General features: G+C 61.4%; 11 protein-coding genes. 6 read left to right on the forward strand and 5 right to left on the reverse strand.

Going from position 1 to position 13,521, the window contains the following annotated elements; translation table 11 throughout:
• Window positions 1-154 precede the first annotated feature (154 nt).
• The 4 genes from U5K31_14455 to U5K31_14470 form a co-directional block, all read right to left on the reverse strand.
• A complete protein-coding gene (locus tag U5K31_14455; protein MDZ7773924.1) occupies window positions 155-1,054 on the reverse strand; it encodes a tetratricopeptide repeat protein in 900 nt (299 codons plus the stop codon).
• A 71-nt stretch (window positions 1,055-1,125) separates the two neighbouring features.
• Window positions 1,126-2,430, reverse strand: a complete 1,305-nt coding sequence (locus U5K31_14460; GenBank protein MDZ7773925.1) for a dicarboxylate/amino acid:cation symporter — start codon at window positions 2,428-2,430, stop codon at window positions 1,126-1,128.
• Window positions 2,427-3,296 (reverse strand): DUF92 domain-containing protein, encoded by an 870-nt coding sequence (locus U5K31_14465; GenBank protein MDZ7773926.1) that lies wholly within the window; start codon window positions 3,294-3,296, stop codon window positions 2,427-2,429. Before U5K31_14465 ends, U5K31_14460 begins: the two co-directional genes overlap by 4 nt.
• A 1-nt stretch (window position 3,297) precedes the next feature.
• Entirely contained in the window at window positions 3,298-3,525 is a 228-nt protein-coding gene (locus tag U5K31_14470; GenBank protein MDZ7773927.1) for a DUF3098 domain-containing protein, read from the reverse strand.
• 84 nt (window positions 3,526-3,609) lie between these two features.
• Here U5K31_14470 and U5K31_14475 point away from each other — a divergent pair, with 84 nt between their 5' ends.
• From U5K31_14475 to U5K31_14500, 6 genes are all read left to right on the forward strand, one after another.
• Complete coding sequence (locus tag U5K31_14475; GenBank protein MDZ7773928.1) at window positions 3,610-4,224, forward strand: Maf family protein; 615 nt, start codon at window positions 3,610-3,612, stop codon at window positions 4,222-4,224.
• 53 nt (window positions 4,225-4,277) lie between these two features.
• Window positions 4,278-6,167 carry a tetratricopeptide repeat protein gene (locus U5K31_14480; GenBank protein MDZ7773929.1) on the forward strand — a complete coding sequence of 630 codons (1,890 nt, stop codon included), beginning with the start codon at window positions 4,278-4,280 and terminating at the stop codon, window positions 6,165-6,167.
• Window position 6,168: 1 nt separating this feature from the next.
• Window positions 6,169-7,437: an asparagine synthetase B gene (locus U5K31_14485; protein ID MDZ7773930.1), complete on the forward strand. Its 1,269-nt coding sequence runs from the start codon at window positions 6,169-6,171 to the stop codon at window positions 7,435-7,437.
• Window positions 7,437-8,201: a nucleoside triphosphate pyrophosphohydrolase gene (mazG, locus tag U5K31_14490; GenBank protein ID MDZ7773931.1), complete on the forward strand. Its 765-nt coding sequence runs from the start codon at window positions 7,437-7,439 to the stop codon at window positions 8,199-8,201. Before U5K31_14485 ends, mazG begins: the two co-directional genes overlap by 1 nt.
• A 189-nt stretch (window positions 8,202-8,390) precedes the next feature.
• Window positions 8,391-9,527, forward strand: coding sequence for a citrate/2-methylcitrate synthase (locus U5K31_14495; protein ID MDZ7773932.1), 1,137 nt, complete (start codon window positions 8,391-8,393; stop codon window positions 9,525-9,527).
• Window positions 9,528-9,531: 4 nt separating this feature from the next.
• Window positions 9,532-10,977: a GH3 auxin-responsive promoter family protein gene (locus U5K31_14500; GenBank protein ID MDZ7773933.1), complete on the forward strand. Its 1,446-nt coding sequence runs from the start codon at window positions 9,532-9,534 to the stop codon at window positions 10,975-10,977.
• Between the two features lie 71 nt (window positions 10,978-11,048).
• On the opposite strand, the gene leuS is transcribed toward U5K31_14500, so the two are convergent.
• Window positions 11,049-13,475, reverse strand: a complete 2,427-nt coding sequence (leuS, locus tag U5K31_14505) for a leucine--tRNA ligase (GenBank protein ID MDZ7773934.1) — start codon at window positions 13,473-13,475, stop codon at window positions 11,049-11,051.
• Between the last annotated feature and the right edge of the window lie 46 nt (window positions 13,476-13,521).

The raw sequence follows: 13,521 nt of genomic DNA on the forward strand, positions 1-13,521 counted from the left end.
AAGCAGGAACAGGCCAAGGCAGGCGGCTATGTACGCAGGTTTCCGTAGCGTTAATCCCATACACGCGCGTTATTTTGGGGTGCAGGATATCAATTACGTCTTTTTTCGGCATTTTTTCAACGAAACTACTGCTATAATGCCTATATGTGCCCATTTATTGTGTGTCCAGCCGCTCCATGCGACGGGCGCTCTCCTGGATCAGCTCCTGAAGACCGGGGTTGTCCATCCCGGCAGCCCTCCCGTAGAGTTCCTGGGCCTGCCGTGTTCGGCCAAGCTCCTCCTGGAGTCGCGCGCGGTTGTAAAGCACCAACAGGTTGCAGGGATAACGTTCCTGCAGACGTTCCAGGTAGGCGATGGCCTCTCCCGCCCTGCCCTCCTTCTCGTGCAGGTAGGCCAGAATCATAAGGGCGTCGTTGCGCACATGGGAATCCGAGCGTGAGGCGCGGCGCAGCAGCTCCAGGCCCTCCTTTCGGTCGCCCTTCAGTCCCGCCATGTTGGTCATCCAGCGCACCCCGCCCGGCACGCTGCCCAGCATGTAGCGGAATACCCCCTTGCCGATGAGCGCGCGCGGGTCGGCGCTGTCCAGCGCCAGCAGCTGCCGGGTATACCGATAGCCGGTCATCCCACTCTCCAGGGCGGTGCGGTAACGTTTCTCGCTGGCGGCAATAAGACTTCGGTAGCCATACAGTCCGCTCATCAGAAGTACGGTGGTGGTATCGGTGGGATGGCGGTCCAGCCACTCCTCGCCGCGAATAAGTGCCTCCGAGGAGAGCTCCAGGAAACGCCGGGCGGTCCCGGTACCGCCCATCCCGAAGAAATAGTCCCAGAAGGGAATCATGGCCTCGAAAAACCATGCGCGCGGGTCTTCAGGCCTCTGCTCCTGAAGGCCGTTGAACAGACGCTCGGCGCGCTGCCAGTCGGTCCGGTAGAAGGCGTCAATGCCCTCGCGCAGAATGGTCTCATAGTCCTTCTCCGGCTGTCCCGTCCCGCTAAGAGTCGGGGCGTTTTCACAGAGGGGACATAGAACTAGAATCAAACTGAGTAGTGCCATCATGGTGGGTTCCGTCGGTGCATGGGTACGCTCGTTTCAACAAAAACGGCGTCGCCCGAGGTTCCCGGCACTCCTCAGTCGTCAAAGTGCATGTCGCCGAGCAGACCCTCGGTGTGAGCCACGGCCACTGATACGGCGGCATCGCCCGTAATATTGACCGCCGTACGGCACATGTCCAATATGCGGTCCACCCCGAGAATGAGCGCGATGCCCTCCACCGGCACATTGATGGCCTGCAGTACGATGACCAGCATGATTATGCCCGCTCCGGGCACGCCGGCCGCACCGATGGATGCGAGGGTGGCGGTGATCACGATGGTCAGCTGCTCAAGGATGGTAAGGTCCATACCCAGCGCCTGGGCGATGAATACGGCGGCCACCGCCTGGTAGAGGCTGGTACCGTCCATGTTGATGGTGGCTCCCACCGGCAGCACGAAGCTGGAAACCTCCTCGTCCACGCCCACGTTCTTCTCCACGCGCTCCATGGTGACGGGGAGGGTGGCCGACGAGGAGGAGGTGCTGAAGCCCACCAGCATGGCAGGGCGGATAGCACGAAAAAAGTCGCGCAGCTTCATCTTGCTGAAGATCTTGAACAGACTGGAGTAAACCAGCGTGAGGTGCAGCAGGAGCCCCAGCAGTACGGCCACGCAATACCAGCCCAGGGCGCCCAGCAGGTTAAGGGCCTGGCCCAGATCGTCCCCGGCCAGGTCCACGATCACCCCCGCCATCAGGGCGAAGACGCCGTAGGGCGCCAGCAGCATGATGAAATCCACGATCTTGATAATCACCTCATTGAGGGCATCGAAAAAGTTGATCAGCGCCCCCCCTTTTTGTACGGGAATCTGGATGAGGCCAATACCCAGCAGGATGGCCAGAAAGACCACCTGCAGCATATTCCCGTTGTCGGAGGCGGCCGAAATGACGTTGGTGGGCACGATATCTACGAAGAAATCCATCAAGGTGCGGTCCATCACCTCCTGGGCATCCTCGCTGGAGCCCTCCAGGTTCTGCTGGTAGTTGGCCATCAGGCTCTGCTGGGTCTCCTGAGGGAGGGCGTCTCCGGGCTGAATGACATTTACCACCGTAAGTCCGATGGTAATGGCCAGAATGGTCGTCACCAGGTAGATGCCGATGGTCTTTCCCCCCATCCGTGAGAGCTTGGCCATGTCGTTGAGACTTGTCACCCCCACGACCAGGGAGGCCAGCACCAGCGGGATGGCGATGAGCTGGAGCAGGTTGATAAAGATGGTGCCGACCGGCTGTATGTAGTCAACGGTAATTTCTGTGAAGCCCCAGAAACTGGCTGCCAGTCCCCACAGGAGGCCGAGGATCAGCCCGATGATGATTTGCCAGTGCAGGCGCTTATACCATGCTTTCATAGATAAATCCCGTTTAGAATTAAGGCCCAGAGCGAGGCGAAGCCCGTGGCCAGCCAGTTCACCGTGTTATTGTCGATGCCCAGGCTCCACGGACGCTCCGTGAAAGGCATCGGGAATTCCAGCGTGAGGCTGTCCTGTGAAGTTGCTCCCAGCAGGGAATCGAAGAGGCAGCCCAGAAACCCGGAGGAGAATATGATAAAAAACCACACCAAATTCAGGGAGTAAAACCATGTGCCGGCTCCGGCCAGAAGGGCGCTGCCGGCCACTCCGGCCAGGGTACCCGGCAGGCTGATGCCGCCGTCGGAACCGGCCGGTACGGGGCGAAGACTTGTAAGCGACCAGGTATTGCCGGGCATGCGGTGGGTGCCGAGTTCGGTGGACCAGGTGTCGGAGGTGGCGGCCGCCAGCGCAGCCACTGCGCTGGCTGTGAAGAGATGCTCGCCGGTGACGTGCAGCAGCAACAGACAGAGTACCAGCCAGAAGCCGTTGGCCCAGACTTGGGAGCCGGTGCGGCGCCCCTCCCTGCCCGGAGGACGGCGGCGCAGCCGCTCTTCCCGCTCGGCCGATGCGGGGGCGGGCGGGTCGCCCCGGAACAGGGGAAGCCCGGAAATAAGGGAAGAGCTCAGAAAAAAGATCAGCAGCAGGCCCGCCATGGGCAGTCCCCCCAGCCCGAAGGACACGGTGCCTACCAGCGTGGCGGCGGGAACTCCGTCCAGGGTGAGCCAGTTCAGGTAGAACCCACTCACCGCCAATATAACCGAAAGAAGGGCGCCAAGAATGACCAGGAACTGGTTTTCAGGGGGGGCAAAGAAGACGAACACGCCCACCAGGGCGAAGAGAAGAAGGTAGGTGGTGTGGCGGCCCACGTCAGCTTGACGGCTGGCCGGAGACGTCGGATTCGCCGTTCTTGCGTTTCATGATGGCTACGATGATGGAGATGTAGCCCGCCATGATAACAACAGGTGACACAAAGAGGGAGATGAAGCCGTTTACCTCGTTTTCGATGTACATGGCCGAGAAGCCCACCACGATGAGCAGGAGTCCCGCAGCCAGCACCTTGTAATTCCAGGATCCGAATAGCATATCTTTGGACATGGCGATGTTTTTTTGGTTAGACGTAATCTCACCATACATTCCGTATAATTCAAGGCCCAACCGCAACCTTTCCACACTTGCTCCATGAGCGATCCCCTTCCCCTCTGCCTGGCTTCAGCCAGTCCCCGCCGGAAAAAGCTGCTTCGGGAGCTGGGACTCAGGTTTCTTGTGCGGGCGCCCCGCGTCGAGGAACACCTGCCCGGATCGCCTTCCCCGGAGGAGCTGGTACAGGAACTCGCCCTTAGAAAGGCCCGCAACGTATTCTCCTCCGACATGGGACTGGTCATCGGGGCGGACACGGTGGTGGTGCACCGCGGAGAGGTGCTGGAAAAGCCCGGATCCCCTGCGGAGGCCGAAGCCATGCTGCAAAGGCTCTGTGGTGACCGCCACGAGGTGCTGACGGGCGTGGCCCTGATAAAATCTCACGGCCAAAACGAATCGGGCGAGCATACGTTCGTAGAGCGCACCCAGGTGCGTTTCGGCAACGTTGATAATGCCCTCATTCGAGAGTATGTTGCCTCCGGAAGTCCCATGGACAAAGCTGGGGGCTACGGCATCCAAGATCCCCTGGCGGGCCTTATGGTCGCAGGCATACGGGGCGACTACTACAACGTAGTCGGTTTTCCTCTCCATGCCTTCTACAGGCAGCTAAGATCCCATGCCCCAGAATATGTCGAGATGATTACTACAAGCGCATGAAATTCAGACCGTTACAACTTTTTGGTATCTCTATATTCCTGGCCTTTTCTTTGATGCTGACCCTCCCCGCTACCTCCACGGCTCAGCAGCCCCAGTTTGGCATGGAGTACACCATCGCCAACCGACTGCTGGACGACCAGGAATACGAGCAGGCCTACCGGCGTTTCCTGAAGCTCTACCGCGAAAATCCTCGTACCTACCTTCTGTTGGACCGGCTGACGGAGTGCCTGATCAATCTGCAGCGCTACGAGGAAGCCCTGGACCTTACCCGTGAATACATTGAAAACGACTACAACAACATGCAGGGCACCGTGCGCCTTGGAGAGATACATTACATTCGAGGGGACTCGGCGCGGGCCGACTCCACCTGGGACCGTATCGCCTCGAACCCTTCCGCCGGACTTCAGCAGTTGCTGACGCTGGCGCGCACCATGCGCGACCGGCGCGCCTTCGGGCGGGCTGTGGCCACTTACAGGGAGGCGGAACGCCGCTTCGAGCAGTCCTCCCTGGTCGCTTCCGAACTGGCCAACACATACCTGATGTCAGGTGATTACAACGAGGCCATGCAAGTCTACCTCGACCTGATCGCCGAACAGCCCGACCGCATCGACGAGCTCCAGAGCACGCTCTACCGCTACAGCGACGACGTGCTCTACGACACCGCCATCCTGGAGCTGGAGGAGACCATGCCGGAGCTCTCCACCGGCCACCCCGCCTACCAACGTCTGCACCAACTCCACGTCTGGCTGCTGATGGAACGGGAGCTCTATGAGCGCGCTCTGGCCACCTCCATTGAATTTGAGGACCGTGTATCCCAGGTCACCTTCAATCTCTACGTTACAGGCCGCCGGCTGGCCTCCGAGCGGCAATATGCCCTGGCGGTGGAGGCCTATCGCTACTACATCGACCGCGACGTGGCCTCCGTCCTACAGCGAAGCATGCAGGAACTGGCTGATGTCTACATTGCCTGGGCGGACTACCTGGACGACTACAACCTGGCGTACGCCTCGCGCCGCGACTCCCTCTACCGGCGCGCCTACGGTCTGCTGGACGACCTTCGTACCGGGGAACCGCGCTACGGTTCACTGGGCGAAGTGCTGGTCACCCAGTCCGAGCTGGCCCTCTCCCGCCTCCATCGTCCCGACGAGGCGCGTCGCTACCTGCAAACGCTTGAGAGCCTGGGTGACAGCTCACTGGCTTCCCAGGCAGCATATCTGAGGGGACGCATCCTGCTCTACGAGGAAAATTATGCGCAGGCCCGCGTGGAACTCACCCGCAGCAACCGCCGTGAAGGCAGCGGAGCCCTGGCCGAGAAGGCGCGCTACTACCTCGCCATGAGTGATTTTTTCTCCGGGGACTACGAATTTGCCAAAATTCAGCTCAACGCTCTGGAACGCCAGAACACCTCCTATTTTGCCAATGACGCCGTGCGCCTGCGCGTCTGGATACAGGACGGGCTGCAGGCCGACAGCACCGGAGGCTACCTGGACCGCTTTTCGGGGGCCATGCGGCTTACGGAAACGGGCCGCACCGGTGAAGCCCTCCAGCGCCTGCACGCATTTGTCGACAGTTCAGCCGGCTCCCTTCGCGACGACGCCTGGCTGCAGCTCGCTTCCCTCGCCAGCCCGCAAAACCTCACGGAGCTATACCCGCAGCTGGACCGCTACCTTGAGAATGCCGGCGGTGGTTCCCCCCTGGAGGAGCGCCTTCTGTGGGAGCGGGCGCGCATGGCCGACCAGTGGCTGAACGGCGCCGGCGACACGCCGCCCCTCTCCGCCCGTTCCGGCGGAGAGGCGTCCGGCACCTCCACCTCCGCCCTGCCGGCCGACAATGAGGCACTGGTGGAGCTCTACGAGCGCCTTCTGCTCCGTTTCCCAAGCAGTTTTTACGCCTCCTTCGCCCGCGATCGCATACAGGAACTTCAATCCCCAAACGAAACCTGACATGGTCCGACGAACTTCCCTCCTGCTGACTCTTCTTTTTCTGCTGGCCGGCAGTGCCTCCGCCCAGCAGAAACTCCTCATACCCATGGACGCAGGCCAGACCAACCATCTGAAGGCCTACGGCATCATATTCAACAGCCTCAGCGCGGGTGGAACCGCCCAATGGCTGCTCAACCATCGCGGCGGCAGCTTCATGACCGACTACAGCGAGGAGCTGATGCGCGAATGCCGTCTTAAAAACGTCTCTGTGGAGACCCTCGACGCCTCTGAAGCCTCTTCGCTCATCGCCCGTGTGGAGCAGTCCGATGTGAACACCGCTGTCATGCAGCTGGACAAGGCACCAAAAATTGCGGTCTACACTCCCGACCAAGCCCTGCCCTGGGACGATGCGGTCACCCTCGCCCTGACCTACGCCGAAGTGGAGTACGAACAGATATGGGACCCCGAAGTGCTTAACGGCGATCTTTCGCAATACGACTGGCTCCACCTGCACCACGAGGATTTCACCGGCCAGTTCGGCAAATTCTGGGCCAGCGCCCGCAACCAGCCCTGGTACGTGCAGCAGGTGAAGCGCATGGAGGCCATGGCCGACCGGCTCGGCTATCCCACGGTCCACGAAGAGAAAAAAGCGGTGGCCCGCCAAATCAAGGAGTATGTGGGCAACGGGGGCTTTCTGTTCTCGATGTGTTCGGGCACCGACACCTTCGACATCGCGCTGGCCGCCGGGGAGACGGACATCGCCCCGGCTCCCTTTGACGGCGACCCGGCCGACCCGCAGGCACAGCAGAAGCTGGACTTCTCGCAGACCCTGGCCTTCACTGACTTCAACCTCATCACCGACCCGGCCGAATACGAACACGCCGACATCGACGTGTCGGTGCGGCCCGAGGAGGTGGACCGGGTCCTCGATTTCTTCAGCCTCTTTGAGTTCTCTGCAAAGTGGGACCCTGTGCCCACCATGCTCACACAAAATCACGTGAGCAGCGTACGCGGCTTCTACGGGCAGACCACAGCTTTCCAGAAAGACAAGGTGAAGGAATCGGTGGTCATCCTGGGCGAAAGTCCCGGCCGCTCCATGGTCAAGTACATTCACGGCAATTACGGCAACGGCACCTTTACCTTCTATGCCGGCCACGACCCCGAGGACTACCGCCACTTCGTGAACGACCCGCCCACCGACCTGAGCCTGCATCCCAGCAGCCCGGGATACCGTCTCATCCTCAATAACATCCTTTTCCCCGCCGCCAAGAAGAAAGAGCGCAAGACCTGATGAATGCCACCTCCTCCTTTGAAGACCTTATCGAGATCGTCCGCATTCTCCGCCGGGAGTGTCCCTGGGACCGCAAGCAGACCCACGAAAGTATCAAGGATCACCTCATCGAGGAAGCCTACGAGGCCGTGGAGGCCATCGACAGGGAGGACTTCGACGAGCTACGCCGGGAACTGGGTGACCTGCTGCTGCACGTGGTTTTTCACAGCACCATGGCTTCCGAGTCTGGAAAATTCGACGTAGACGCGGTCATCCGCACCCTCCAGGAAAAACTGATCCGCCGCCATCCCCATGTTTTCGGCGACGCCGAGGCCGAAGACGAGGAGCAGGTGGCCAGAAACTGGGAGAGGATCAAAAAGGAGGAGGGCAAATCATCCGCCCTGGACGGCATTCCGGACCGCCTGCCCGCCCTCATCCGCGCACAGCGCATGCAGGAGAAGGCCGCTAATGTGGGCTTCGACTGGCCCGAGTCCGACCCGGTGTGGGATAAGGCGGCCGAGGAACTGGAGGAGTTGCGCGAGCGCATGGAGGAGGGCGACCGGGAGGCGGCTGCGGAGGAGTTCGGCGATTTCATCTTCTCCGCCGTCAACGCCGCCCGCGTTCACGGACTGACCGCCGAGGACAGCCTGCGGCTGACCATCCGTAAATTCGAGCGCCGCTTTCGGTATATTGAGGCGGAGCTTGAGCGACGGGGACGTACCCTGGGGGAGAGCTCCCTCGAGGAGATGAACCACTACTGGGAGGAGGCGAAGAAGCAGAATTGACGGCCCCTTCAAACGATGGAAGGCCCGTTCACGTTATAGCGAGTGACGGGCAGGACTAAGGGATGCGGCATGGCCGCTGCACCTGAATTTTAGTACCTCCCGTGTTATATTTGACCGACATTTGACCAAGACCGTAAAACAATAAAATCGGAGAACAGAATGGCTGAGAGCTTACCCAACAATATTGACATGAATCAGTACCCTCACATCAACAAGGGACTGGAGGGAATTGTCGCCTTTTCAACTACTAAAAGTTTTATCGACGGACAGAAAGGCGAGCTGATTTATGCCGGATATCCCATCGACACCCTTGCCGAAAACGCCACCTTCGAGGAGGTTTGTTTCCTGCTGTGGCACGACCGTCTGCCCGACCGCAGTGAGCTGAACCGCCTAAACGCCAGGCTACAGAAGGATCGCAACCTGCCGGAGCCGGTGAAGCGCTACCTGCACAGCACCTCCAAAACGGCCGAACCCATGGCTGTGCTCCGCACCGCCGTCTCCATGCTGTCGGATTTCCACGATGTGAAGGGGGACCGCAGCGAGAAGGAGTTCCGCATCCACAAAGCCATCTCCATCACAGCCAAGATTCCTACCGTCATCGCCGCCTTCGACCGTATCCGCAACGGCAAGGATCCCGTGGAGCCGCTTTCCGACCGGAGCACCGCCTACAACTTCCTCTACATGCTCAACAACGAGCGGCCGGGCGAGAAGGCCGAAAAGACGATGGACCTCTGCCTGATTCTGCACGCAGAGCACGGAATGAACGCCTCCACCTTTACATGCCGCGCCATTTGCTCCACTGAATCCGACATGTACTCGGCAGTCACCGGCGCCATCGGCGCCCTCAAGGGTCCCCTTCACGGCGGCGCCAACGAGCGCGTGATGAACATGCTGCTGACCATCGAGGAGGAGGGGTCCGATCCCGTGGAATATGTGAAGGAGCGGCTGGCAAGCAAGGAGAAGATCTCCGGTTTCGGCCACCGCGTCTACAAGACCATGGATCCCCGCGCCCGCATCCTGCGGCAGATGTCCAAGGATCTCTCCGAGGAGACAGGACACGTGGAACTCTACAACTGGTCGGAGGCCATCCTTAAGACGATGATGGACGACAAGGGCATCGACCCGAATGTGGACTTCTTCTCGGCCACCGTCTACTACTCCATGGGCATCAAGCCCGACCTCTATACCTGCATCTTCGCCATGAGCCGGGTCTCCGGCTGGACGGGCCACTATATTGAGCAGGCCGAGAACAACCGCCTGGTACGGCCACGCGCCCTGTATATCGCCGAAAAAGACCTGGACTGGACGCCTGTAGACGAGCGGTAGGTCCATGTTCCGCCGCCCCGAACCGGCCGCCGCCCAGCGCCGACAGCTGCGCGGGCTGCTGAGCGCCGCTTCCGAAACCCGCTGGGGAGAGGAATACGCCTTCGGGGAACTGCAGGATTATCGCGACTTCGCCGCCCGCGTACCCGTACTCACCCGCCCGCGACTACAGGAGCTGACCGACGAGCTCAAGTCGGGGGCCGAGGATCTGGCCTGGCCCGGCCAGGTAAGACGCTTCGCCGTTTCGGCGGGCACCACCGGCGAGGGACGTCACCTGCCTGTGACCCGAGAGCGGCTGCGCAGCGACCGGCAATTCATGCGCATGGTGACTCTCTCCCACCTACGCCGATACCCCAACGTACTTCGGCTGGCCGGGCCACACCTGAGTCTGCCAGGGAATGTGGAGGAATATGGCGGCTGGACGGCCGGGGAGATCAGCGGCTACACCGCCCTGCAGGCCCCCGCCTGGCTGCGCTGGCTGCAGGTGCTCGATCCGGAAGAGGCGGTGCGCATGTCCTTCAGACATAAGATGGAACTCATTCGGCGTCGCGCCGCCGACCTCTCCCCCCGCGTGATCGTCTCTGCGCCCAGCTGGCTGCTCACCCTCTTCCAGGACATCCTGGAAGACACGGGCGCCGGTTGCCTGCGCGAGATCTGGCCGCGGCTGCGCCTGCTGGTCTGCGGCGGGGTCGCCCTGAGCAGCTACCGCGGACATCTGGTCCGCCTTATCGGTCCCCCGGAACCCCGTTTTATCGAGACCTACGGCGCCTCGGAGGGCTATTTCGCCTGGTCAGACGATCCTGAACGCGGGGACCTGCTACTGGCCGTCGACAACGGCATTTTCTACGAGCTTATCCCTGATCCCCTGCCCCAGGCCGAGGCAGCGGGCATCCAGCAGACTGTGCCGCTATGGGAGGCGGAGACCGGCCGCGCCTACGGCCTGGTAGTGAGCACCAACGCGGGTCTGTGGCGCTGTCCTGTCAACGACATTGTCTCCTTCACCTCCCTTGACCCGCCGCGGCTGGTGGTGCGGGGACGGGTGAACGAGATGCTGGACGACTACGGAGAGGCCCTTCACCTGCATGAGGCGGAGGAAGCGCTTAAGGAGGCGGCTGCGGAGCTGGGACTGGAGGAGACGCCGGGACCCTTCACCATCCTGGCCTATCTGCCGGAGCGCGGGGCCCCACGGCACCGCTGGTTTCTTCGCTTCGGGCGTACGCCCCACCGCGGGCTGCTGGAAAAACTGGCTGGGGTGATGGACCGCCGGCTGCAAAAGGTCAATCGCCACTACGCCACGCGCAGGGAGAGCGGCGCGCTGGAGGCCCCGGAGATGCGCTCCATCCGCCAGTCCGACATCAGGCGGTGGCTGGAAGTTACGGGGCGGGACCGGGCGCAGGGCAAGCTGCCGCGGGTTATAGGAAAGGATGACGCAGACATTCTTCAAAGTCTGTAAAGTCGGGAAGTCAGAAAGTCTTAAAGTCGGTGGACCTACGGACTTTCTGACTTTTGGACTTTACAGACTTATTAGACTACGAAATTGACGATGCGGCCGGGGACGAAGATCTCCTTGACCACCTTGCCTTCGGCCAGGTAGCGCTGCACGTTTTCCTCGGCGCGCGCCTGCTCCAGCACGAAGTCCTTGTCTTCTGCGCGCTCCATGGGCACCTCGATGTCGGCGCGCACTTTGCCGTTCACCTGTACGGGGTAGAGCTGGGTCTCCGCGACCAGCAGCGCCTCGTCGTATTCTGGCCAGGGCTCGTAGGCGATGCTCTCCCCGTGGCCCAGGCGTCGCCAAAGTTCCTCGGTGATATGGGGCGCAAAGGGTGAGAGCAGCTTCAGGAAGGGCTCTGCCACGGCGCGGGGACATCCCTCCCACTTGTTGGCCTCGTTCAGAAAGATCATCATGGCCGAGATGGCGGTATTGAAGGAGAGCTCCTCGATGTCGCCGGTCACCTTCCTGATGCACTCGTGCAGCACGCGCAGCTGCTCGCTCCCCGGCTCCTCGTCCGTGACGGTCACCATGTCGGGGTCGTCCGGGTCGCCCTCCACCAGGCGCCAGACGCGGTTCAGGAAGCGGTAGACTCCCTCCACGTCCTTGGTGCTCCAGGGCTTGACCTGCTCGAGGGGGCCCATGAACATTTCGTACATGCGGAAGGCGTCGGCTCCGTACTCGGCGATAATGTCGTCGGGGTTGATGACGTTGCCGCGCGACTTCGACATACGCTGTCCATCAGGTCCCAGGATCATGCCCTGATTGACCAGTTTCTTAAAGGGTTCGCGCGTGGAGACCACCCCGCAGTCGTAGAGCACCTTGTGCCAGAAACGGGCGTAGAGCAGGTGCAGCACCGCGTGTTCGGCGCCCCCAATGTAGAGGTCCACCGGCATCCAGTAGGACTCTCCGTCGCGGTCCACCGGTCCCCCGTCGAATTCCGGGCTGATATAGCGCAGGTAGTACCAGCAGGAGCCGGCCCACTGCGGCATGGTGTTGGTCTCCCGCCGGGCCGGCTTGCCCGTCTCGGGGTCGGTGGTCTCCACCCACTCCTCCGCCCTGGCCAGGGGCGGCTCGCCGGTGCCGGTGGGCTTGAAATCCTCCAGTTCGGGAAGCTCCACCGGCAGATCCTCCTCGGGCACAGGCCGGCTCTCCCCATCCACATGCACGATGGGAAAGGGCTCGCCCCAGTAGCGTTGGCGCGAAAAAAGCCAGTCGCGCAGTTTATAGTTGACGCTGTGCTGCCCATAACCCTCGTCCTCGAGCCAGGAGATGATCTTCTCCTTGGCCTCCTCCACCGAAAGCCCGTTCAAAAATTCGCTGTTTATGGCGGGACCCTCGCCGGTGTACGCGGTACCTTCAAAATCCTCCGGCGGCTGCACGGTGCGTACGATGGGCAGGTCGAATTTCTCGGCAAACTCCCAGTCACGCTCGTCCTGGCCGGGCACGGCCATGATGGCGCCGGTTCCGTAGTGGGCCAGCACGTAGTCGGCCACCCAGACGGGGATCTGCTCCCCGCTGGCGGGATTCACAGCGTAGGCGCCGGTGAAGACGCCTGTCTTGGCCTTGTCGAGCTCCTTGCGCTCCAGCTCCGACTTGCGGGCGGCCTGCTCGCGGTAGGCCTCCACCTCCTCACGCTGTTCCTCCGTGGTGACTTTTTCCACCAGGTGGTGTTCGGGGGCCAGGATCATGTAGGTGGCCCCGAAAAGGGTGTCGGGGCGGGTGGTAAAGACGCGGATGCGCTCCTCGTACCCGCTCAGCGGGAATTCGATCTCCGCGCCCAGCGACTTGCCGATCCAGTTGCGCTGCATCTCCTTGAGCGACTCGGGCCAGTCCAGCTCATCGAGTCCCTCCAGCAGGCGGTCGGCATATTCGGTGATCTTGAGCACCCACTGGCGCATGGGCTTGCGCACCACGGGGTAGCCGCCCACCTCGCTCTTGCCGTCGATGACCTCCTCGTTGGCCAGCACGGTGCCCAGCTTGGGACACCAGTTGACGGGTACGTCGTCCTGGTAGGCCAGCCCTTTTTCGTAGAGCTTCAGGAAAATCCACTGGGTCCACTTGTAGTAATCAGGATCGGTGGTGTTAATTTCGCGGTCCCAGTCGTAGCTGAACCCGAGCATCTGCAACTGCTCGCGAAAGCGGTCGGTGTTCTTTTTGGTGGTTTCCCGCGGATGGGTGCCGGTCTTGACCGCATACTGCTCGGCGGGCAGCCCGAAGGCGTCCCACCCAATGGGGTGCAGCACGTTGAATCCCTGCATCCGCTTGTAGCGGGCCACGATGTCGGTGGCGGTGTAGCCCTCGGGGTGGCCTACATGCAGGCCCGAACCGCTGGGATAGGGAAACATGTCCAGCACATAATACTTGGGACGGTCATGGTCTTCAGGCGTGCGGAAAGTCTTGTGCTCCAGCCAGTAGTCCTGCCAGCGGGATTCAATTTCTTTGGGATCGTAGGAGCTCATCGGGCGATACGGGGGATGCGGATTGCAATTACAGTTCGATGGATGC

The sequence above is a fragment of the Balneolaceae bacterium genome, from assembly GCA_034521445.1.
Classification (GTDB): Bacteria; Bacteroidota; Rhodothermia; order Balneolales; family Balneolaceae; genus JAXHMM01.